The organism is Actinomadura sp. KC216, assembly GCF_004348535.1.
Lineage (GTDB): Bacteria > Actinomycetota > Actinomycetes > Streptosporangiales > Streptosporangiaceae > Spirillospora.
In genome coordinates this window covers 1-20680 of sequence record NZ_SMJX01000033.1, presented here as the reverse complement: position 1 = coordinate 20680, position 20680 = coordinate 1, and the positions used below count along the sequence as shown (strand labels likewise).

At 73.4% G+C, this 20680-nt stretch carries 18 protein-coding genes and 1 pseudogene; 9 read left to right on the top strand and 10 right to left on the bottom strand.

What is annotated here, in order from left to right; translation table 11 throughout:
• The first annotated feature begins 38 nt into the window (after positions 1–38).
• The 4 genes from E1264_RS08495 to E1264_RS08480 all read left to right on the top strand — a co-directional run bounded on the left by E1264_RS08495 (position 39) and on the right by E1264_RS08480 (position 4280).
• Positions 39–1058: an amidohydrolase family protein gene (locus E1264_RS08495; RefSeq protein ID WP_243710823.1), complete on the top strand. Its 1020-nt coding sequence runs from the start codon at positions 39–41 to the stop codon at positions 1056–1058.
• A 68-nt stretch (positions 1059–1126) separates the two neighbouring features.
• A complete protein-coding gene (locus E1264_RS08490; protein WP_132171342.1) occupies positions 1127–2290 on the top strand; it encodes a Gfo/Idh/MocA family oxidoreductase in 1164 nt (387 codons plus the stop codon).
• A complete protein-coding gene (locus tag E1264_RS08485) occupies positions 2287–3465 on the top strand; it encodes a dihydrodipicolinate synthase family protein (RefSeq protein ID WP_132171340.1) in 1179 nt (392 codons plus the stop codon). The genes E1264_RS08490 and E1264_RS08485 overlap by 4 nt, the downstream gene beginning before the upstream one ends.
• On the top strand, positions 3462–4280 hold the full coding sequence (locus E1264_RS08480; RefSeq protein ID WP_207935792.1) for a sugar phosphate isomerase/epimerase family protein: 819 nt from the start codon (positions 3462–3464) through the stop codon (positions 4278–4280). Before E1264_RS08485 ends, E1264_RS08480 begins: the two co-directional genes overlap by 4 nt.
• A gap of 35 nt (positions 4281–4315) precedes the next feature.
• Here E1264_RS08480 and E1264_RS08475 read toward each other — a convergent pair whose 3' ends face one another.
• Positions 4316–5341, bottom strand: a complete 1026-nt coding sequence (locus E1264_RS08475) for a LacI family DNA-binding transcriptional regulator (protein WP_132171338.1) — start codon at positions 5339–5341, stop codon at positions 4316–4318.
• Between the two features lie 140 nt (positions 5342–5481).
• On the opposite strand from E1264_RS08475, the pseudogene E1264_RS08470 reads away from it, so the two are divergent.
• A pseudogene (locus E1264_RS08470) lies at positions 5482–5703 on the top strand (ABC transporter ATP-binding protein); the annotation flags it as partial.
• Between the two features lie 64 nt (positions 5704–5767).
• Here the strand turns inward: E1264_RS08470 and E1264_RS08465 are convergent.
• Genes E1264_RS08465 through E1264_RS08445 form a run of 5 tightly spaced genes read right to left on the bottom strand, consistent with a single transcriptional unit; the run spans position 5768 to position 10221 of the window.
• On the bottom strand, positions 5768–6778 hold the full coding sequence (locus tag E1264_RS08465; RefSeq protein ID WP_132171336.1) for an amidohydrolase family protein: 1011 nt from the start codon (positions 6776–6778) through the stop codon (positions 5768–5770).
• Positions 6775–7584, bottom strand: a complete 810-nt coding sequence (locus E1264_RS08460; protein ID WP_132171334.1) for an ABC transporter permease — start codon at positions 7582–7584, stop codon at positions 6775–6777. The genes E1264_RS08465 and E1264_RS08460 overlap by 4 nt, the downstream gene beginning before the upstream one ends.
• The gene (locus tag E1264_RS08455) at positions 7581–8375 is read right to left on the bottom strand and encodes an ABC transporter ATP-binding protein (protein WP_132171332.1); all 795 of its coding nucleotides are present in this window, start codon (positions 8373–8375) and stop codon (positions 7581–7583) included. The genes E1264_RS08460 and E1264_RS08455 overlap by 4 nt, the downstream gene beginning before the upstream one ends.
• Positions 8372–9241: an ABC transporter permease gene (locus E1264_RS08450; RefSeq protein ID WP_132171330.1), complete on the bottom strand. Its 870-nt coding sequence runs from the start codon at positions 9239–9241 to the stop codon at positions 8372–8374. The genes E1264_RS08455 and E1264_RS08450 overlap by 4 nt, the downstream gene beginning before the upstream one ends.
• Entirely contained in the window at positions 9238–10221 is a 984-nt protein-coding gene (locus tag E1264_RS08445) for an ABC transporter substrate-binding protein (protein ID WP_132171328.1), read from the bottom strand. Before E1264_RS08445 ends, E1264_RS08450 begins: the two co-directional genes overlap by 4 nt.
• A 219-nt stretch (positions 10222–10440) precedes the next feature.
• Between E1264_RS08445 and E1264_RS08440 the strand changes: the two genes are divergently transcribed.
• Positions 10441–11457 (top strand): LacI family DNA-binding transcriptional regulator, encoded by a 1017-nt coding sequence (locus tag E1264_RS08440; protein WP_132171326.1) that lies wholly within the window; start codon positions 10441–10443, stop codon positions 11455–11457.
• Between the two features lie 37 nt (positions 11458–11494).
• On the top strand, positions 11495–12271 hold the full coding sequence (locus E1264_RS08435; protein WP_132171324.1) for a DNA-formamidopyrimidine glycosylase family protein: 777 nt from the start codon (positions 11495–11497) through the stop codon (positions 12269–12271).
• Between the two features lie 7 nt (positions 12272–12278).
• Here the strand turns inward: E1264_RS08435 and E1264_RS08430 are convergent, their stop codons facing one another.
• Positions 12279–12878, bottom strand: a complete 600-nt coding sequence (locus tag E1264_RS08430) for an NAD(P)H-dependent oxidoreductase (RefSeq protein WP_132171322.1) — start codon at positions 12876–12878, stop codon at positions 12279–12281.
• 122 nt (positions 12879–13000) lie between these two features.
• Between E1264_RS08430 and E1264_RS08425 the strand changes: the two genes are divergently transcribed.
• Positions 13001–13900: an AraC family transcriptional regulator gene (locus tag E1264_RS08425; protein ID WP_132171320.1), complete on the top strand. Its 900-nt coding sequence runs from the start codon at positions 13001–13003 to the stop codon at positions 13898–13900.
• Between the two features lie 49 nt (positions 13901–13949).
• Here the strand turns inward: E1264_RS08425 and E1264_RS08420 are convergent, their stop codons facing one another.
• The 3 genes from E1264_RS08420 to panD form a co-directional block, all read right to left on the bottom strand.
• Positions 13950–17588: an ATP-binding protein gene (locus tag E1264_RS08420; RefSeq protein WP_132171318.1), complete on the bottom strand. Its 3639-nt coding sequence runs from the start codon at positions 17586–17588 to the stop codon at positions 13950–13952.
• A gap of 155 nt (positions 17589–17743) precedes the next feature.
• On the bottom strand, positions 17744–19312 hold the full coding sequence (locus E1264_RS08415) for an AMP-binding protein (RefSeq protein ID WP_132171368.1): 1569 nt from the start codon (positions 19310–19312) through the stop codon (positions 17744–17746).
• Between the two features lie 5 nt (positions 19313–19317).
• Positions 19318–19725, bottom strand: a complete 408-nt coding sequence (panD, locus tag E1264_RS08410; protein WP_132171317.1) for an aspartate 1-decarboxylase — start codon at positions 19723–19725, stop codon at positions 19318–19320.
• A gap of 79 nt (positions 19726–19804) precedes the next feature.
• Here panD and entS point away from each other — a divergent pair.
• Positions 19805–20680: enterobactin transporter EntS (gene entS / locus E1264_RS08405; protein ID WP_132171315.1), on the top strand; the 876-nt coding region annotated here is incomplete at its 3' end.

Below are 20680 nucleotides of genomic sequence, written 5' to 3'. Positions count from 1 at the left end.
TAAGCGCTTTCAAATTTGGGCTACCATCTCACAGCGTGATGACCACTTCAAGCCCTCACCCGGCCCCGGACGGCGGATGCGTCGTGGACGTCCACGCGCACGCCGTCCCGGCCGCGCTGCTCGCCGAGCTGGAGCGCGGCGGCGCCGGCCCGGAGTCGCCCGCCCTCACCGATGACCGGCGCATACGGTTCGGCGCGCGGCTCACGGCCCCTGTCGCCGATGCCCTCACCGACGTGCGCTCCCGCATCGCGGAGATGGACCGGGCCGGCGTGGACGTCCAGGTCGTCTCGCCGTGGCCGGAGCTGAGCCCGGACGAGCTCGACCCCGGCGCCGCGACCGGCTTCCTGCACGCCCTGGACGACGCCATGGCCGCGGTCGTGGCGATGCGGCCCGACCGGCTGATCGCGCTGTCCCTGCTCGACCGGCACGACCCCGCGTCGGCGGCGGCCCGGCTCAGGCGCGCGGCGGCCCGGCCCGGCTTCGCGGGCGGCGAACTCGCGGCGGGCGGGCCTGGCCCGGGGCTGGACGACGCGGCCTGGGACCTGCTCTGGAGGGCAGCGTCCGATACTGGCGCGCTGGTGCTGCTCCACCCTTGGCGAGCGGCGTCCCCGGCGGGGCTGCACGGCGTCGACCGGCTCGGCGACATCGTGGACAACCCGGCGCAGACCACGGCGGCCGTCGCCGCGATGATCCTCGCGGGCGTCTTCGACCGCTTCCCCGGCCTGCGGCTGTGCGTCGTCCACGGGGGCGGGTTCCTCCCCTACCAGGCCGGACGGCTCGACGCGATCGCCCGGCTCCGGGCCGACTGGTCCGACGACCGCGTCCCGCCGAGCACGGCGCTGCGGCGCCTCTACTACGACTCGCTCACCCACTCGGCGGCGTCCCTGTCGTGGCTGGTCGGTTTCGCCGGGAGCGGCCACGTGCTGCTCGGCAGCGATTTCCCCTTCCCCACCGGCGATCCCGAGGCGGTCGCGAAGGTGGCGGCGGCGCCCGGCCTGACCGGCGCCCAGCGCGCCGACGTCCTGGGCGGGACGGCCGCCGGGCTGCTCGGTCTCTGAGCCTTGCCGCCTTGACAGTGGCGAATCGCATGAAATAGAAAGCGCTTACAGATATCAGGGAGGTTCACATGGACCAGGTGCGGATCGGCATCATCATGAACGGCGTCACCGGCCGGATGGGGACGCGCCAGCACCTCGACCGGTCGATCGTGGCGATCCGGGACCGGGGCGGGCTCGTCCTGCGGGACGGCCGCCGGCTGGTCGTGGACCCGATCCTCGTCGGGCGCAACCCCGCCAAGCTGGAGGACCTCGCCCGCCGCTACGGCGTCGAGCGCTGGACGACCAGCCTGGACGAGGCCCTCGCCAACGACGACGACGCGATCTACTTCGACGCGCAGACCACGAACCGGCGGGCGGAGGCGGTCCGCAAGGCCATCGCGGCGGGCAAGCACGTCTTCTGCGAGAAGCCGACCGCCGTCTCGCTGGAGGAGGCCCTCGAACTCGCCCGGCTCGCCGACGCGGCCGGGGTCAAGCACGGCGTCGTCCAGGACAAGCTGTTCCTGCCCGGCATCCGCAAGCTGAAGAGGCTCGTGGACGGCGGCTTCTTCGGCACGATGCTGAGCTTCCGCCTCAACTTCGGCTACTGGGTGTTCGAGGGCGACTGGCAGCACCTCAACCGGCCGTCCTGGAACTACCGCGCCGAGGACGGCGGCGGCCTCGTCCTCGACATGTACCCGCACTGGCGCTACCTGATCGACAACACCGTCTCGCCGATCAGGTCGGTGCTGTGCCACAGCGCGATCCACATCCCGAAGCGCTGGGACGAGGACGGCCGCCCCTACGACTCCACCGCCGAGGACGCCGCCTACGGCCTGTTCGAGCTGGAGAACGGCGTCACCGCGCAGTTCACGACATCCTGGGCCACCCGCCCCTACCGCGACGAGATCGGCGAGTGGCAGCTCGACGGCACGCACGGCAGCGCGATCGCCGGGCTCCGCGAGTGCCGGACGCAGTCGCGCGCGAACACGCCGATGCCGGTGTGGAACCCCGACATCCCCAACCCGATCGACTTCCGGGCGGGCTGGCAGGAGGTGCCCGACAACGAGGAGTTCGAGAACGCGTTCCGCGTCCAGTGGGAGATGTTCCTGCGGCACGTGGTCGAGGACGCGCCGTTCGGCTGGGACCTGCTCGAAGGCGCCAAGGGCGTCCAGCTCGCCGAGCTGGCGTTGCGGTCGTCGCGCGAGCGGCGCTGGGTCGACGTGCCCGAGCTGACGACGGCCGGGCCGGCGTGACCTCGCTGCTGCTGCCCTCCGGCACGTCGCTGGAGAAGTACACGCTGCGCGGCGCGCCGTCCCGCCCGCTCCCGGACCGCCGGGACCCGCCGCGGACGCGCCGGGCCTACGCGGCCGCGCACGTCGTCGCCGATCCCCTCGCGACCGTCGACCCGGTGCTCGACCCGGCCGTCGACTGGGACGCGACGCTGAGCTTCCGGCACCACCTGTGGGACCTCGGGCTGGGCGTCGCCGAGGCGATGGACACCGCGCAGCGCGGGATGGGGCTGCCGCACGGGCTCGTCCGGGAGCTGATCGAGCGGTCGTGCCGGGAGGCGGCGGGGCGCGGCGCGGCCATCGCGTGCGGGGCGGGCACCGACGACCTCCCGGAAGACAGGCCCGTCACGCTGGAGGAGATCGAGCGCTCCTACCTCCGGCAGTGCCGGTGGATCGAGGACGCGGACGGCCAGGTCGTGCTGATGGCGAGCCGGGCGCTCTGCCAGACGGCGCGCTCTGCCGGCGACTACCTGTCCGTCTACGGGAAGGTGCTGGGCTCGCTGTCGCGCCCGGCGATCCTGCACTGGCTCGGCGACATGTTCGACCCGCGGCTGTCCGGCTACTGGGGCACCCACGATCTCGATACGGCCGCGGACACCGTCGTCCGGCTGATGTCGGAGAACGCGGGTTCGGTCGACGGCGTCAAGGTCTCGCTGCTGGCCGCCGACCGGGAGGTCGCCCTGCGCCGCCGCCTTCCCGCCGGGACGGCGATGTTCACCGGGGACGACTTCAACTACCCCGGCCTCATCAGGGGCGACGACCACGGCCACAGCGACGCCCTGCTCGGGATCTTCGACGCGATCGCGCCGCTGGCCGCCGGGGCCCTCGCCCTGCTGGACGACGGCGACGCGGACGGCTTCGACCGCGTGCTCGCGCCGACCGTCCCGCTGTCGCGAGCGATCTTCGAGACCCCGACCTACCACTACAAGACCGGCGTCGTGTTCCTCGCCTACCTGCGCGGACTCCAGCCGCACTTCGTCATGCTCGGCGGGCACCAGGGCGCCCGGTCGCTGAACCACCTCGCCCGCCTGTTCCGGCTCGCCGACCAGGCGGGCCTCATCGAGGACGCCGATCTCGCGGCCGACCGCATGCTCGCCGTGCTCGCGGCAGCGGGAATCGACGGACGGAGCGCCGCGTGAGCATCGAACGGCTCGCCATCAACCAGATCACGGTGAAGGGATGGTCCTTCGAGGAGACCGTGCGCGGGCTCGCGCGGCACGGGATCGGCTGGCTCGGCGCCTGGGTCGGGCCCGTCGAGGAGTACGGCGCCGAGCGCGCGGCGGCGCTGCTGCGCGACCACGGCGTGCGGGTGTCGAGCGTGTGCCGCGCCGGGTTCTTCACCGGCAAGAACCCGGACGGCGGCGGGCTCGACCACGACGCCAACCGGCGCGCCGTGGAGCTGACGGCGGCGATCGGCGGGGACGTCCTCTACCTGGTCAGCGGCGGCGTCCGCGACGATCTCGACCTGGAGCGGTCCCGTGCGGCCGTGGTGGAGGGGATCGCCGAGCTCGTGCCGTTCGCGGCGGCGGCGGGCGTGCGGCTCGCGGTCGAGCCGCTGCACCCGATGATGTGCGCCGAACGGTCGGTCACGGTGACGCTCGACCAGGCGCTGGACGTCGTCGAGAAGTTCGATCCCGCGCACGTCGGGCTCGCCGTGGACACCTACAACGTGTGGTGGGATCCCGGCCTCGGCGCGGCGCTGGCCCGCGCGGGCGACCGGATCATCGGCTACCAGGTGTGCGACTGGCTGGTGCCGCAGCCGCACCCGACGTTCGGGCGCGGCCTCCCGGGCGACGGCGCGATCGACCTCCGCTCGATCACCCGCGCCGTCGGCGCCGCCGGGTTCACCGGCCCGATCGAGGTGGAGATATTCAACGAGAAGGTGTGGGCGGCCGACCCCGACAACGTCCTCGCCGCCGTCGCCGCGGGCTTCCCCCGCCACGTCCTGCCCTGACCGGCGCCCCGGCCGCGCCCCGGCGACCTCCGCGCTCACCGGGGCGCGGCGGCGCTCTCCCTGAGCGCCAGCGTTCCCTCGACCTCGACCACGTGCCGGGGGGACGGGGGACGCAGCGCGAGGTCCATCGCCGTCTCGCCGACCCGCTCCAGCGGGATCTCGACCGTGGCCAGCGGCGGTACGGCGTCGAGCGCGGCGGGCAGGCCGCCGAAGCCGGTCACCGACACCTCGTCCGGGACGGAGATCCCGTTCGTGCGCAGCCACGCCATCGCGCCGAGCGCCATGACGTCGGCGACGGCCATCAGGCAGCGCGGCGGGTTGCGGCGGCTCATCAGCGTCTGCGCGCCGGTCAGCCCGCCCTCGCGCGACAGGTCGGTGTAGACGATGTCGTCGCGGCTGAGGACGATGCCGTGGTCCTTCAGGCCCTGCCGCAGCCCCTGCAGCCGGTCGCGGACGGTGAGCAGCCGCAGCGGCCCGGCGAGCACGCCGAACGAGGTGTGCCCGAGCTCCACCAGCGCCCCGGCCAGCGCGCGCATGCCGCCCGCGTTGTCGATCTGGACGAGGTGCCCGATGTCGCGCCCGCGCGTCACCGAGACGACCGAGCCGCCGGACTCCTGGTAGTCGCGCAGCTCGGCGCGCATGGCGGCGTTGTGGTCGGTGTCGCGGAACGCGCTGCCGGCGAGGATCAGCGCCCGGACGCGCTGGTCGATGAGCCGCTTGACGTACTCCAGCTCGCGGGCCGGGTCGCGGTAGGCGCAGACCATGTTGACCAGCAGGTCCTCGCGCTCGGCGACCGTCATGACGCCGCCGCTGAGCAGCGCGAAGTAGCTGTCGCGGACGTCGTGGATCACGAGCCCGACGCTGGTCGAGGACGAGGTCGCGAGCGCGCGGGCGTGCGGGTTCGCGCGGTAGCCGAGCTCGGCGGCGGCGGCGAGCACCCGCTCGCGGAGCGCGGCCCGGCCGCCGTAGTTCGGATCGCTCAGCATCCGCGACGCGGTCGCGATCGAGACGCCGGCGTGCGCGGCGACGTCCTGCAGCCGGACGAGGTTGCGGTCGGCCATCGGTGTCGGTTCCTCCCCGGTACGGTCCCGCCAATCGTGGCGGAATCCGTAAGCGCTTACAACTCTGCCCCTTGACGTGTGTCTCAACACCTGCCTACATTGCCGGCGCCGGAAATTGAAAGCGCTGGCGGGAGACCGGGACCACCGTCCTGCTCGTCACCCACTCGGTGGCCGAGGCGGTCTACCTGTCGGACCGGGTCGTCGCCATGACGGCCCGGCCGGGGCGGGTCGCGGAGGTCGTGGACGTCGACCTGCCGCTCGACCGCGACTACGCCGCGACGATGCGCGCCGAGGAGTTCGGCCGCAAGACCTCCGCGCTGCGGGCCCTGCTCGGCAGCGCCCACGGCGGTTCGCACGACTAGGACCCCCGCGCCCTGCCGTCCTCCCGGATGCGTCCGGGAGGACGGCGGGGCGCTTCCGCCGGTGTCATCCGTCGGCCAGGCGCATCAGGCGCAGGATGTTGCGGTGGTAGATCCGGTCGCGCTCGTCGTCCGGGATGTCGAGGGCGTCCAGGACGCGGATCGTCTCGCGGATGTAGAGGGGGCCGCCCTCGGGGTCGAACGGGCAGTCGGTGCCGAACACGACGTGGTCCGCGCCGAAGAAGTCCAGGCCGCAGCGGGTCCCGATGTCGGAGCCGGACAGCGAGGTGTCGGCGTAGAACCTCCGGAAGTGGTCGAGGGGGCGGCGGGTCGCGTCCCGCAGGCGCTCGAAGTCCGCGCCGGACGTGCGGCTGCCGAGCTGGGGGCCCCAGCCGATCCCGATCCGGCCCTCCAGGTAGGGGATCATCGCGCCCATGTGATGGGTGATGATCTTGAGGTCGGGATGCCGCTCGAACAGGCCGGAGAACACCAGCCGGGCCATGGCGGCGCTGGTCTCGTACGGCCAGCCGAACGCCCACCAGATCTCGTACTTCGAGGCGTCCTCGGTCACGTAGTCGGCGAACGCCGCCGTGCGGGCCGGATGCATCCAGACGGGCAGATCCCGGGCGGCCATCTCGGCGAACACGGCGGCGAACGCGGGATCGTCCAGCGGGCGGCCGTTGACGTTGGTGAACACCTGCACGCCGCGCGCGCCCATCTCGTCGACGGCGTGGGCCAGCTCGGTGAGCGCGGCGTCCGGGTCGTTCATCGGCAGCGACGCGACGAAGGCCGGGAACCGGTCGGGATGCTTGCCGCACAGCTCGCGCATCGAGTCGTTGGCGAGCCGCGCCAGCGCGGGCGACTCGTCCGGTCCGGCGATCAGCTCGATGGGCGGCGAGGACAGCGTGAGCACCTGCTGGTACTCCGCGCCGAACTCGTCCATGATCCGCAGCCGCTCGCCGAGGTCGTGGAGCGCCGGCAGCTCCAGCCACCGCTTGAACGCCGCCGGGTCGGCCAGCTCCCGCAGCCGGGCGAAGTACGGCTCGGGCAGGATGTGGCTGTAGGCGTCGATCTTCATCGGTCTCCTCGTGAGGTCTGCGGCACCCACCGGGTGATCCGCCGGTCGACGGCCTGCACCAGCGCCACCGCGCCGAGCGCGACGGCGATGATCACCAGCAGCACCGCGAGGACGCTCGCGCCGTCGAAGCGCCCGCCCGCCTGGGTCACCACGCGGCCGAGGCCGACGACGGCGATGAACATCTCGCCGTTGATCATTCCGGTGACGGCGCGTCCGACGCCGAGCCGGACGCCGGCCATGATCATGGGCGCGGCGGCGGGCAGCATGACGCGCAGCAGCACCTGGCCCTCCCCCGCGCCGTAGGAGCGGGCCATCTCCACCAGGTGGCCCGGCACGCCCTGGATCGCCGCCGCGGTGTTGATGATCATGACGAACATCGAGTACATGACGACGACGGCGACGATCGAGCCGCGCCCCTCGCCGAGCAGCGAGAAGAAGATCGGCGCGAAGACCAGCGACGGCGCGGTGAGCAGCGCGTAGACGTACACGCCGAGCGCGGCCTCGACCTTGCGGTAGCGGCCCATGGCCACCCCGACGGCGAGGCCCGCGGCCAGCGAGATCGCGAAGCCCAGCACCAGGTTGATCAGGCTGTCGCGCAGGCTGCTGAAGATCAGCCCGCTGGAGGCCATGTCCACGAGCCGGGCGAGCACCGTGCTCAGCGGCGGGAAGAACGACGCGTCCGCCAGGTGCCCGACCAGCTCCCAGCCGGCCGCGGCGACGGCCAGGCTGACCGGGGCCGCGGGCAGCCGCCGCCAGGCCAGGCGCGCCCGCGCGGAGCGCCCGCCGCGTTCCGCGACCGCGCTCATCCGGCCGCCTTGGCCGGACGGTGTTCCGCGTGCATGTCGCGCAGCCGGTCCCACAGGTACGCGGTGATCTCGACGTACTCGGCGGAACGTTCCAGCGCGCCGACGTCGCTGGAGCGCGGGCGCTCCAGCGGGACCGGTACGATCTCGGCGATCTGCCCCGGCCGCGCGCTCATCAGCACGACGCGGTCGCCGAGCAGCACCGCCTCCTCCATGCTGTGGGTGATGAACACGACGGTCAGCCGCCGCTCCTCCCAGATGGACAGCAGCTCCTCCTGGAGCAGGCGGCGGGTCTGCTCGTCGACGGCGCCGAAGGGCTCGTCCATGAGGAGGACCTGCGGCTCGACGGCGAGCGCGCGGGCCAGGCCCACGCGCTGCTGCATGCCGCCGGACAACTCGCCGGGACGCTTGGTCTCGAACCCCGCCAGCCCCACCGTGCCGATCAGCGCGCGGGCGCGTTCCTCGCGCTCGGCGCGGCCGACGCCGCGCATCCGGAGCCCGAAGGCGACGTTCTCCAGGACGGTCGCCCACGGCAGCAGCGCGAAGTTCTGGAACACCATGGCCCGGTCGGGCCCGGGCCCGCGCACCGGGGCGCCGTCGATGCGGATGTCGCCGTCGTCCCACGGGATCAGGCCCGCGACGCACTTCAGCAGCGTGGTCTTCCCGCAGCCGCTCGGCCCGAGGACGGTCAGGAACTCGTTGGGCCGGACGTCGAGGTCGACGTCGTGCAGCGCCTCGACGAGCCCGCCGTCCTGCCCGGTGTAGGTCTTCCGCAGCCCGCGGATCTCGATCATCGGAGGCTCCTTGCCGTGGTGGTGCGTGCCCAACCGGTCAGCTTGCGCTCGGCCCACCGCGCGACGGAGATCAGCAACAGCGCCTCCGCCAGGATGATCACGATGGTGCCGTAGAGGAGCGGGGCCTGGAACAGGCCGCGGTACTCCAGGATCAGCCCGCCGAGGGCCTCGGAGACCATGAGCAGCTCGACGATGACCATGCCGGTGACCGCGCGGCCGAGGCCGAGCCGGATGCCCGTCATGATCGCCGGCAGCGCGCCGGGGAGCAGGACGCGGGTCCAGACGGCCCGCTCGTCCGCCCCGAAGGAGCGGGCCATCTCGATCAGCGACGGGTCCACCTGCCGGACCCCGGCCCGCGCGTTCACCACCACCATCACGATCGAGAAGATCGTGACGAGGATGACCCGCGAGGCCAGCCCGAAGCCGACCGACATCACGAGCAGCGGGATGATCGCCGCCATCGGCGTGACGAGCAGGATGTTGAGGTAGACGTCGGCCAGCCGCTCCAGGGCGCGGAACCGGCCGAGCAGGATGCCGAGCGGCACGCCGAGGACGACGGTCACGGCGAACCCGATGACCAGTGCCTGGTTGCTGACGTACATGGCCCGCCACAGCTCCCCGCTGCCGAGCAGCTCGACGGTCGCCCGGACGGTCTCGGTGAAGCTCGGGATGAGCAGCCCGCCCTGCTGCCGGACGTACAGCTCCCAGCCCGCCGCGAACACGGCGAACGTGAGGATCTGGTACGGCAGGTTCCGGGCGGCGATGCGGCGCAGGAGGCCGGGGCGCCGCGCCGGGCGGGGCCCGGTCCGCGCCCCGGCCCGCCGCGGGGGCCGCTGCGAGGACCGCCGCGTGGTCGCCACCGTCATCGAGCCGCCTTGACGAAGGTCAGGTCCGCCGCGTCCTTCGCGGTCATGCCCTTCTTGATCACGCCGGCGCGGACGAAGAAGTCGATGGTGCCCTGCATGTTCTTCTCCGTGAGCGCCGCCGCGCCGAACAGCCGCGCCCGGGAGTACCGCTCGGCGACTTTCGCCATCTCGGCGCCGTCCTCCTCCGGCAGGTACTTGGCGGCCAGCCCCACCAGGTACCCCGGATCGGCGTTGATCTTCGCGTGCTGGCGGGTGAGCGCGGTGACCAGGGCCTGCGTGACGTCCTTGTGCTTCTTGATGAACTCGCCGTTGGCGTACACGGTCTGCGGGCGCAGGTCGGGCAGGCTCTGCGCGAAGTCGGCGATCTTGGCGAACCGCCCGCCCTTGCCCTCCAGCGCGACGACGTCGGAGACCTCCAGCGCGGTGGCGGCGATCCGCCCGGTGACGAGGGCCTGCGCGCGGACGTCGGAGCCGCCGATCGTCAGGTACTTGGGCTCCTTGCCCGGCGAGCAGTGCGACTTCACCCACTCCTTGACCATCGCGGTCGCGGTCGCGCCCTCGCTGAAGATCCCGAACGGGCTGCCGTCGAGCTGGTCGCAGGAGGAGATGCCGGGCTTGCCGTAGACCGCCCACTGGTTCCCGATGGCATCGGCGATGATCTTGATGGGGGCGCCGCGCTCAACCGCGAGCAGGGCGGGGCTCGTCGCCTCGGCGGAGAGCGCGTAGTCGCCCTTGGCCAGGCCCTCGATGGACAGCTCGGGCTCCGCCAGCTCGACGACCTTGATCGTGTGGCCCTGCCCGCGCAGGTCGTCGAGGGCGGCGAGGATCGGCACGGTCGTGATGTCGGGTTCGGTGAGCGCCACCTTGAACGAGAGCTTCCCGTCCCCGTCGCTGTCGGCCCCGCCCCCGCCTCCGCACGCGGTCAGGGTGACGAGGGCCGCGAGCACGGCGAACCGTCTGAGATGTGTCCCGGCGTACACGTCTCCTCCTTCGGATCGCGCCGGTTCCCGCGGGCTTCGCGTCGAACCCCGAGGTAATCGGCTAGGCAAACGTATGCCTTAGCCCGGCATGGTAGTGAGCGTCACCACAGAAATGTCAAGGGTGAACCCCAGAAAGCACCCCGGAACAGGCAAGTCCCGGTTTGGCGGCGCCACCACCGCGTGCCATAATCAGGAAAACGTTCTCCTAGGAAGGTGGCCGTGAGCTCACTCGCGGAAGTCGCCAAGGCGGCGGGCGTGTCGGTGTCCACCGCGTCACGGGTGCTGACCGGGTCCAGCCATCCCATCTCGGCCAAGACCCGCGCCAAGGTCATCGCGGTCGCCGAGGAGCTCGGCTACTCGCCGAGCGCGCTGGCCCGCGCGCTGGTCTCGCGCAGCAGCCGGCTCATGGGCGTGCTCGTGAGCGACATCGTCAACCCCTACTTCTCCGTCATCGCCCGCGGGGTGGACGACGTCGCCAGCCGCGCCGGATACGTCACCATGCTCTGCAACGTCGACCGCCGCACCACGACGGAGATCACCAGGGTCCAGACGATGCGCGACTACCGCGCCGCCGGGGTCATCTTCGCGGGCAGCGGCTACGTCGACGACCCGCGGGAACCGGCGCTCGCCAAGGCCGTCCGACAGGCGCGGGAGCAGGGCGTCCACGCCGTGTCGCTCGCCCACCGCGACATCGGCTGCCCCGTCATCGCCGCCGACGCCCAGGCCGCCGCCTACGACATCACCGACTACCTGGTCTCGCTCGGCCACCGCCGGATCGCGTTCATCGAGGGGCCGGAGGGCATGGTGGCCACCCGGCAGCGCAGGGACGGCTTCCTCGCCTGCATGAGCAACGCCGACCTCACCGGCAGCGCGCAGGTCCTGACCGGCGGGTTCGACTTCGAGGCCGGGCACGCCGCGGCCATGCGGCTCATCGCGCGCCCGCCGCTGCCCGACGCCATCCTCGCGGCCAACGACGAGGCCGCCGTCGGCGCGCTCAACGCGCTGCGGCAGGCGCACATCGACGTGCCGGGCGAGGTCTCCGTCGCCGGGATCGACGACCTGCGCGTCGCCCGGTTCGTCGGGCTGACCACGGTCAGCCTCCCGCTGTACGAGATGGGCGCGATGGCCGCCCGCCAGATCATCGACGCCGCCCCGGAGTCCGCGGCGGGCGCCGCCGAGACCACCCCGCTGAGCCACCGCCTCATCCCCCGCGAGACGACGGCGCGCCGGACCTGACACCGTGAACACCCGACATCGCGGGTAGGGGCCTCCCATGCCCGAACTTCCCGATGTCGAAAAGTTCCGCCGGGTGCTGGCCGAGCACACCGGCGAGCCGATCCGGTCGGTGTCGGTGCTCGACGCGGGCGTCCTGCGCGGGGTCACCGCCCGGCGGCTGGACGCGGCGCTGCGCGGCCGCCCGTTCGGGGAGCCGCGCAGGCACGGCAAATGGCTGCTCGCGCCCGCGGGCGGCCCGGTGGTGCTGCTGCACTTCGGCATGACCGGGTCGCTGTCCTGGCACCGGGCGGACGAGCCGCGCCACCGGCACGACCGCGTCATCTGGCGGTTCCGGGACGGCGAGCTGCGCTACCGCGACATGCGCAAGCTCCAGGGCGTCCGCCTCGCCGCCGACGGCGAGGCGGCTGAGCACGCGCTCGACGGCCTCGGGCCGGACGCGTCCGAGGTGTCCCGCGACCGCCTCGCCGATCTCCTCTCCGGGCGGCGCGGGCGGCTCAAGCCGGCGCTGACCGACCAGTCCGTCCTCGCGGGCCTCGGCAACCTGCTCGCCGACGAGATCCTCTGGCGGGCCCGGATCAACCCGATGCGCACCGGCGGAGACCTGGACGGCCCGGAGCTCACCGCCCTGCACCGCGCGATGCGCGGCGTCCTGCGCGCGTCGGTCAAGGCCGGACGGGTCCCGCCGCGCCGCACCTGGCTCACCGGTGCCCGCGACGAGCCCGAAGGCGCGTGCCCGCGCTGCGGCACGCCCCTGTCCAGCCGCCGCGTCTCCGGCCGCAGGACGGTCTGGTGCCGCACCTGCCAGCCGAGATGACACGGTCCTACGCCGCGGCGCCCGCGCGGAGGGGGGCGAGCGCCTTCGTCCAGGCGACGAGCTGGTCCAGCATCTCGGTGAGCGCCTCCTCCTGGTGCGGCATCGGGCGCAAGTGCTTGAAATCCTCGAAGTCGGTGAACAGGCCGAGCCCCACGCAGGCGGACACGTCCGCGACCTGGAGCTCGCCCATCATCGACCGGAGCTGCTCGATGGCCAGCACGCCGCCGAAGGCGCCGTAGCCGACGAACCCGGCGGCCTTGTTCGCCCACTCGGCGTACAGGTAGTCGATCGCGTTCTTCAGCGCGGCCGGGGGCGCGTGGTTATACTCCGCGGTCACGAAGACGTAGCCGTCGTAGCGGGCGACGATCCGTGCCCATTCCCTGGTGTGCGGGCGGGTGTAGGTGGCCATCGCGGGAGGGAACGGCTCGTCGAAAATCGGCAGCTCGATGTCGGCGAGGTCGACGAGGTCGAACGCGGCGTCGCCGCGCTTGCCCGCCAGCTCGTGGACCCAGCGGCCGACGTCCCCGCCCTTGCGCGGGATGCCGGTGACCTCGCCGTTGCGGCCCGGCCGGGTGCTGCCGACGATGATCGCGATCCTGGTCGTCATCAGGCGTGCCTTTCGCATCGTGCTTTCGGAGTCCTGCACGACGCTAGAGCCCCAATGCGAGACGGCCAATGCACGAGAGTCTCGATTCTTACATCGAACGTCTCACTGCCTAGACTCTCAGTGTGGACGTGTTGAGCGACGTCATATCGAGCATGCGCATCGGACGGCCCGGTTTCGCCCGCGCCGAGATGCGCGCGCCGTGGGGCATGCGGTTCCCGCCGAGCCCCGGGACCGTGGGCTTCACCGTGGTGCTGCGCGGGTCGTGCTGGGTCCTGGCGGACGGCCGGGAGCCGGTGGCCGCCGGTCCGGGCGACGTCATCTTCACCCCGCGCGGGGACGCCTTCGGCATGGCCGACGACCCGGCCACGCCGCTGGTCGAGGCCGTCCGCCCGCCCGAGCCGCCGCAGGGCGGGGCCGACGTGGTGACGCTGTGCGGCGGCTACCGCGTCGACCCGTACCGGCGCCACCCGCTGCTGCACGACATGCCCGCGCTCCTGCACCTGCCCGCGCGGGTCGGCGGGAACGGCGAGCTGCGCGCGACGCTCGACCTGCTCGGCGGGGAGCTGGCGGCGGCGCGTCCCGGCGGCACGGCGCTGGTCCCGCTGCTGCTCGACACGCTGCTGCTGTACGTGATGCGCGCCTGGTTCGACGACCGGCCGCGCGGCACCGAGGGCGTCGGGTGGGCGGCGGCGCTGGCCGACCGGGCGGTCAGCACGGCGCTGCACGCCATCCACCGGGCCCCGGAGCGGGCGTGGACCGTCCAGTCGCTCGCCGGCGAGGCGGGCCTGTCGCGGGCGGCGTTCGCGCGCCGGTTCACCGCGGCGACCCGCCGCCCGCCGCTGGCCTACCTGACCTGGTGGCGGCTGACCACGGCGGCGAGCCTGCTCCGCGAGACCGACGTCCCGCTGGAGCGGATCGCGGCCCAGGTCGGCTACTCCTCCCGCTTCGCGTTCGCCAACGCGTTCAAGCGGGAGTACGGCGTCCCACCGGGCCATTTCCGCCGCGCGGGCGTCGGCGTCTGAAGCGCCGTCCCGCCGCGCAAGGTGAAGGCGGGACGCGGCGGGCCGCCGGTCAGCTCCGCGGCGTCCACGTGCGGGGCCGGAGATCGGCGAGAAGGTGGAAGTAGGGTTCCTTGAGCCACTGGTCGCGATTCCCGATGACGAAGAACCGGCGTTTGGCGCGGCTGACGGCGACGTTCAGCAGATTGGGCTTCTCGGCGGCCCACCTGCGGGCCCCGGCGCCGCGGCGCGGATGGGTGCCGAGGACTAGGAACACCACATCGGCCTCCTTGCCCTGCATGGTGTGGACGGTGCCCACGCTGCCGCCGACGAAGTCGTTCACCTGCGCGCGGTAGGCGCGGGCGTCGGCACCAGGGGGCGGGTGACGCACCCAGTCGAGGTCGCGCACGGTCCGCCGGCACCCGGCCACGACGTCGCGGAACGGGCTCAGCACCCGGATGCGGCCGAGGTCGACCCCGGTCTCGCGGTGGAGCTTCTCCAGCATCCGGGCCAGCGCCCGCCCCTCGGCGGGGACCCAGTTGCCTTCCGCGTCATCGCTGGTCACGTCCACCCAGCAGCTCTCCGAATAGGGGGCCCGGCCGGGACCGGGGAACGAGGCCTCGCTCGTCCCGTACACCATGAGCCCGTCATAGGCGATGGCGTTGCTGAAGGTGAACATGGGTTCTTCGCAGCGGCGGTGCACCCGCAGCGGTGCCCCCACCCACACCGGTGCCGCCTCCCCGTCCGCCCGCCGCGTGTCGACGGTGGTCCCCCAGCAGTTGACGCGGTCGGCGAGGGCCTGGGCCGACGTGTCGGCGGGCAGCCACTCGGACGGCACGCCGTAGCCGCCGCACAGCAGCTCCTGCACTCCCCGAGGGACCTGGGTGATCGGCTCGAGCTGCAGCGGGTCGCCGACCATCACCGCCCGCCGCGCCCGCCACAGCGCCCCGGCTGCGGCCTGCGGGGTGGACTGCCCGGCCTCGTCGACCAGGACCCAGCCCAGCGCCTCGGACCCGAGGGACTCCAGCAGCCGCCCGCAGGAGGCGAACGTCGTGGAGACGACCGGGATCACCAGGAACAGCGTCTGCCAGGCGGCCAGCTCCGCGTCGGGGGGCGGCGCGCCGGGCTCGGGCCTGAGCTTCCTGACCAGGTGCCGCAGGTTCCGGCGGATCGTCCCGGCGGCGCCGGCGACGAACGCGCGGTGCAGGTCGAGGGCGGCCAGGAACACCCGGGTCCGGGCGCGCACCCACTCCTCGTCCGCCCATGGCGCCGACAGTTCGCGTTCCTCGTCGGTCTTGGCGGCCCACTCGTCGAAGTCACCGGGGAACCGATCGGGCCATTCGTCGCGGGCGGCCCGGACCCGCTGCCGTGCGGTCTCCTCCTCGTCCGCCCGTTGCCGGGCCTCCAGCCGTGCCCGTTCGGCGGCCTGCCGCGCTGCCACCGCCCGCGCGGCGGTCTCCTGCTCCATGCCCTGGGCGGCACTCCACTCGGCGTGGCGGCGGGCGTGCTCGGTCCGCAGCAGGCGGTCGGTCTCCTCCCACACCCGCGCGGCCGAGCCGTACCAGCGGCTGAGGCCGCGCGGGCGCGTCCGGGCGTGCGCTTCCACCGCCGCCTCGGCGTGCCGCGCCTCGGCGGCGGCGGAGCGGGCCGCGGCCTGCGCCTCCTCGTAGCGCCGGTGCTCGGCCGCCCACTGCCGCTCCAGCCGCTCCGCCTCGGCGGCGGCGTCAGGCCCGGCAGAGAGGTCCAGGACGGCCAGGGAGCAGAACGCCTCGTCGCGGGCGGCGCGCAGGGCGGCTTCGTCCCGCAGCGCCGCACGGAATCGGCGGACCGCGTCCTGCCAGCCGGTCGGCGTGGGAGCCGTCCCCGGCGGCACGGGCGCGGGCCCGTCGCCGCCCCGGCCGCCGGGGAAGCGTCCGGCGGCGGGTGGATCGTGGAGGAGGCCGCCTTGCTCAAGGTCTTGGAGCAGCCGCTGCATGCCCGTCTCGGATGTGCCGCCCCACCAGAACCGCTGCACGAATTCGCGGCGCTTCTCGGCCTTCCCGAGCGGGGCGGCCACCGCGCCCCACACGGGAGTGTCCCCCAGCAGCCCGGCCGCCTGCTCCAGGAAGTAGGACGCCTCGGCCCGCCATTCCTCGCCGATGGCCTCAAGGGAGGGCAGCTCGACCGTGATGTTCTCGACCGCGCCGTTGTTGGAGGACGCCACCACGATCTCGTGACCGGTGACGGCGGGCACCGGCACCTGCACGGTGTTGGTCCGGCCGTCGGCCGTCCAGGTGCGGGTTCCGTGGAAGGCCGCCTGCGGGCGCGGCAGCTCGGCCAGGGCCTGTGCCCGTTCCACGATGATCGCGGCGATGAGGTCGCGGAGCAGCGTGGACTTGCCGGTCCCCGGCGGCCCGTTCACCGAGAACAGCCCGGAGCCGCCCATCAGCTCGGCGACGATCTCGTTGACGGCGAACTGCTGGCTGAGGGCCAGCGGATGCCCGGCCGGGGCGGGCCACCGGCCCGGGGGGACGGCGGCGGGCCTGACCCCGTACAGCGTCGCGAGGGGATCGTCGCGCACGTCGGTGCGTTCCGCCACGTCGATCGCGGCGGGATCGCGCAGGTAGGCGGTCAGGGCGGCCCCGTACCCGCCCGGATCCGACGCGGCCCGTTCCAGGTCGGCCGGGAAGAGGCTGTTGAGGAACGCCGGCTCGGGGTCCGGGAGCGAGCCGTCCTTCTTGTGGTGGACGGGCCTGCTCTCGATCCGGACCGCGAGCCGCTCGGGGACGACGAGATCGGAGACCCCGCAGACGTCCGCCACATGCGCGGCGAACGCGACCAGGTCCGGCAGCTGGACCGCGCGGGGGTCGCCGGACGCGTCGTCGGAGCCCGGGGTCGCGCCGGAGAGCGGCGGAGCCGGGGCCGGCCCGTCCGCCGGCTCGGCGTTGCCCGTCTCCCGCCGGTCGTCGCCGCCGTCCGGCCCGGAGACACGGCGCAGCAGCGGTCGCGCGGCGCCGCCGACGAGCCCGGCGCCGACGGCTCCGAGCGGCCCGGCCACCGCCCCGGCGAGCAGCGCGGCCACCGCGCCCTCGGCGGCCGAGCCGAGAACCTCCCGGAGCACCGTCTTCCAGCCGCCCGGCTGCTGCCCGCCCTGCGTCTCCTGCCCGGCCGCCGGTGCGGCCCGCGTAGGGCTCGGGAGCACATAGGGGACATGGCGCCGGGTGAGGAGGTCCACCGCCTCCGCGCAGTCCGTCGCGGCATGGTCGAACCCGTCGAGCCAGCCGGGCGCGCCGGGACCCGGATCGGAGATCCGGCCGGTCGCCCACGCGCAGGCGTTGACGACCACGGTCCCTTCGAGGAGGCAGCCCTGGTCGTCGACGGTGAACGCGAACAGCGCGGTGTCGCCCGACTTGCGCCGCCCGCCGTGGTCCTGCTCACCGTCCGGGTTTCCGAACCGCGCCGCCAGCGAGTCGTGGATCGCGGCGACCGGGAACACGCCGCCGAACACCGTGTGCCGCCAGGACGATCCGTACCTGCCCCGCTCCGGCTGCTCTCCGGCCAGATGGTGCCCGGGCTCCCAGGGCAGCGGAGGCAGCGGCCGACCGGGGACGGGCTGGACCTGCTGCACCAGTTCCCGTCCGGGCTTGCGGCGCCCGTCGGCGCGGGTCAGCCGGGGGATCGTCTGCGGGTCGAACAACTCGACGGCCCGCCAGTACCGAAGCACATCGGCCATCCGCTCGCGCTCGCGCCGCAACCGCGCACCGCCCTCCCAGTCCGGCCACCAGTCAGAGATCCTGGTGCCTGAAGCGCGGGAGGCGGGGCGGCATGGCCATAAACGGCCCGTAGCGAGGCATTGCCGGTGTCGCGCCCGTTATTGTGATATTGCGGCTACTGAACGTCAGCGGCCAGGGCCTTCTTGCTGATCTTGCCCACCGGGGTGCGGGGGAAGGCGTCGGTGGTTTCGAGGCGGTCGGGGAACTTGTAGGCGGCGACACCGCGGGCGCGGAGGAAGTCCTTCATCTCGCGGAGGCCCGGGGCCTTCTCACCCTCCCGGATGATGAGGAACGCGCAGGTCCGCTCGCCCATCATCGGGTCGGGGAGGCCGACGACGGCGGCGTCGTGGACGGCCGGGTGCGCGAGCAGGTGGTTCTCCAGCTCCTCGGCGGATATCTTGTCGCCGCCCCGGTTGATCTGGTCCTTCTCGCGGCCCTCCACGATCAGGTGGCCGGACGGGAGCCGCCGGACGAGGTCGCCCGTGCGGAAGAAGCCGTCCGGGGTGAACGAGCGGGCGTTGTGCTCGGGCGCGCGGTAGTAGCCGCGGAGCGTGTACGGGCCGCGGGTGAGGAGCTCTCCGACCTCGCCGGGCGGGACGTCCTTCCCGTGGGGGTCCACGACGCGGATCTCGTCGGCGGGCGAGAGCGGGCGGCCCTGGGTCCGCTCGATGAGGTCGCGGGGGTCGTCCAGGCGGGTGTAGTTGAGCAGGCCCTCGGCCATGCCGAAGACCTGCTGGACCTGGCAGCCGAGGACGTCCGGGACCTCGGCGGCGCGTTCGGCGGCGAACTTGGCGCCGCCGACCTGGAGGAGTTCGAGGGATGAGATGTCCTCGACCTGCCAGCTCACGGCGTCCAGCCAGAGGAGGGCGATCGGCGGGACGGCCGCGCAGACCGTGGCGCGCTCGCGTTCGATGAGCGGGAACGCGTCGTCGGGCGAGCCCGACGGCGACAGGACCGCCGTGCCGCCGCTGGCGAACACGCCGAGGATGCCGGGGCAGGCGAGCGCGAAGTTGTGCGCGGCGGGCAGGACGACCAGGTAGACGGTCTCGGACGTGAAGCCGCAGACCTCGGCGCTGGCCTCCAGGTTGTAGACGTAGTCGCGGTGCGTCCGCGGGATCAGCTTCGGCAGGCCCGTGGTGCCGCCGGACAGCAGGAACACGCCCACGTCGGACGGGTCGGGCCGGGGCAGGTCGACGGGCTCGGCGTCGACCTCGGACAGGGCGGTGAGGTCCTGCGCGTCGCCGTCCACGATGACGTGCTCGACGGGGAGGGTGCGGGCCATCGCGCGGTAGTCGAAGTCGCCGTCGCGGTCGGCGCAGACGTAGGCGCGGGCCTCGGACAGCTCGCACAGGTAGCGGATCTCGCTCTCGCGGTGCGCGGGCAGCGCGAGGACGGGCGCGGCGCCGATCCGGACGAGCGCGAGGAACGTCACCACGAAGCCGGTGGTGTTGGGGAGCTGGACGACGACGCGGTCGCCCGGGCCGATGCCGAGGCGCAGGAACCCGGCGGCGGCACGGGACGCGCGGTCGTCGAGTTCGGCGTAGGTGAGGCGGTCGGCACCGGCGACCAGCGCGGTCTTGCCGGGGTCGCCGCGCAGGACGTCGCCGAGGACGCGGTCGCCCCAGAAGCCCTCGGCCTTGTAGCGGGCCTCGAACTCGTCAGGCCAGGGGACGAAGCCCTCCACGCCGCTCACCGCCCGGCGAGCTGGGCGGGGGCGCCGGGGACCGGTTCGGCCGGGTCGGAGCCGAGCGCGACGATGCGGTTGGCGCCGTCCACGTGGACGACGCGGGGCCGGTGGCGGGGGCGGTCGGCCTCGGCCACGGCCGTGTAGGTGATGATGATGACCAGGTCGCCGGGCTGGACCAGGCGGGCCGCGGCGCCGTTGATCCCGATGACGCCGGTGCCCGCCTCGCCGGTGATGGCGTAGGTGACGAGACGGGAGCCGTTGGTGATGTCGACGACGTGGACCTGCTCCCCCTCCACGATGTCGGCGGCGGCCATGAGGTCCGCGTCGATGGTCAGCGAGCCCACGTAATGCAGGTCCGCCTGGGTGACCGTGGCACGGTGGATCTTTCCGTTCATCAGCACGCGCTGCACCCGTACGTCCTCACTTTCCCCAGACCAACTAAGGCTAGGCTAACCTTAGCCACTCCCCCGGCAGAGGAGAACCCCGAGAATGCTCCGGCGTCTGGCACTGGCGCGCCGACTCGCGATGGACGTCGGCCCGCTGCGCGACAGCAGGCCGTTCCGCAACGTGTTCATCGCCCGCACCGTGTCGGTGTTCGGGATCGGGATGCTGGCGGTCGCCGTCCCGGTGCAGGTCTACGACCTGACCGGGTCGACGTTCCACGTCGGCGCGGTGTCGGCGGCGGAGGGGTTCGCGCTCCTGGCCGGGTTCCTGTGGGGCGGGGTGCTCGCCGACCGGTACGACCGGCGGCGGCTGATGCTGCACGCCCGGACGGCCGCCGGGGCGGGGTTCGTCCTGCTGGCGCTGAACGCGTTCCTGCCGTCGCCGTGGCTCCCGGCCATCTACGTGCTCGCGGCGTGGGACGGGCTCGCGACCGGCGTCAGCGTCACCGCGCTGCTGGCCGCGACGCCCGCGCTGGTCGCGCCGGACAAGCTAGTGGCGGCGGGCGCGCTGAACGCGCTGACCGTCCGGCTCGGGTCGATGGCCTCGCCCGCGCTCGGCGGGCTCGTGGTGTCGGCGTTCGGCGTCGGCTGGAACTACGCGGCCGCGGCGGCCGGGACGATCGGCACGCTCGGGCTGCTGACCGGGTTGCCGAGGCTCAGACCGGATCTCGGGGGCGAGAAGCCCGCGAACCCGCTGAGGTCCGTCGCGGACGGGTTCCGGTTCGTCGCGTCGCATCGCGTCGTCGGGTCGCTGATGCTGCTCGGGCTGCTGTTCATGGTCGCGGGCGGCATCCCGGTGCTCATGCCCGCGTTCGCGACGCGGAGCCTGGACGGCGGCGCGACCACGGTCGGGCTGCTGTTCGCGGCGCCCGCGTGCGGGGCGGTGCTCGCGTCCGTCACGAGCGGGTGGGCGGGGACGGTG

Coding starts and splice junctions, on each gene's coding strand:
- E1264_RS08450 (WP_132171330.1), bottom strand. CDS start 9,241: ATGACGGTGGCGACCACGCGGCGGTCCTCGCAGCGGCCCCCGCGGCGG.
- E1264_RS08435 (WP_132171324.1), top strand. CDS start 11,495: ATGCCCGAACTTCCCGATGTCGAAAAGTTCCGCCGGGTGCTGGCCGAG.
- E1264_RS08475 (WP_132171338.1), bottom strand. CDS start 5,341: ATGGCCGACCGCAACCTCGTCCGGCTGCAGGACGTCGCCGCGCACGCC.
- E1264_RS08430 (WP_132171322.1), bottom strand. CDS start 12,878: ATGACGACCAGGATCGCGATCATCGTCGGCAGCACCCGGCCGGGCCGC.
- E1264_RS08495 (WP_243710823.1), top strand. CDS start 39: ATGACCACTTCAAGCCCTCACCCGGCCCCGGACGGCGGATGCGTCGTG.
- E1264_RS08490 (WP_132171342.1), top strand. CDS start 1,127: ATGGACCAGGTGCGGATCGGCATCATCATGAACGGCGTCACCGGCCGG.
- E1264_RS08420 (WP_132171318.1), bottom strand. CDS start 17,588: ATGGCCGATGTGCTTCGGTACTGGCGGGCCGTCGAGTTGTTCGACCCG.
- E1264_RS08460 (WP_132171334.1), bottom strand. CDS start 7,584: ATGAGCGCGGTCGCGGAACGCGGCGGGCGCTCCGCGCGGGCGCGCCTG.
- E1264_RS08465 (WP_132171336.1), bottom strand. CDS start 6,778: ATGAAGATCGACGCCTACAGCCACATCCTGCCCGAGCCGTACTTCGCC.
- E1264_RS08455 (WP_132171332.1), bottom strand. CDS start 8,375: ATGATCGAGATCCGCGGGCTGCGGAAGACCTACACCGGGCAGGACGGC.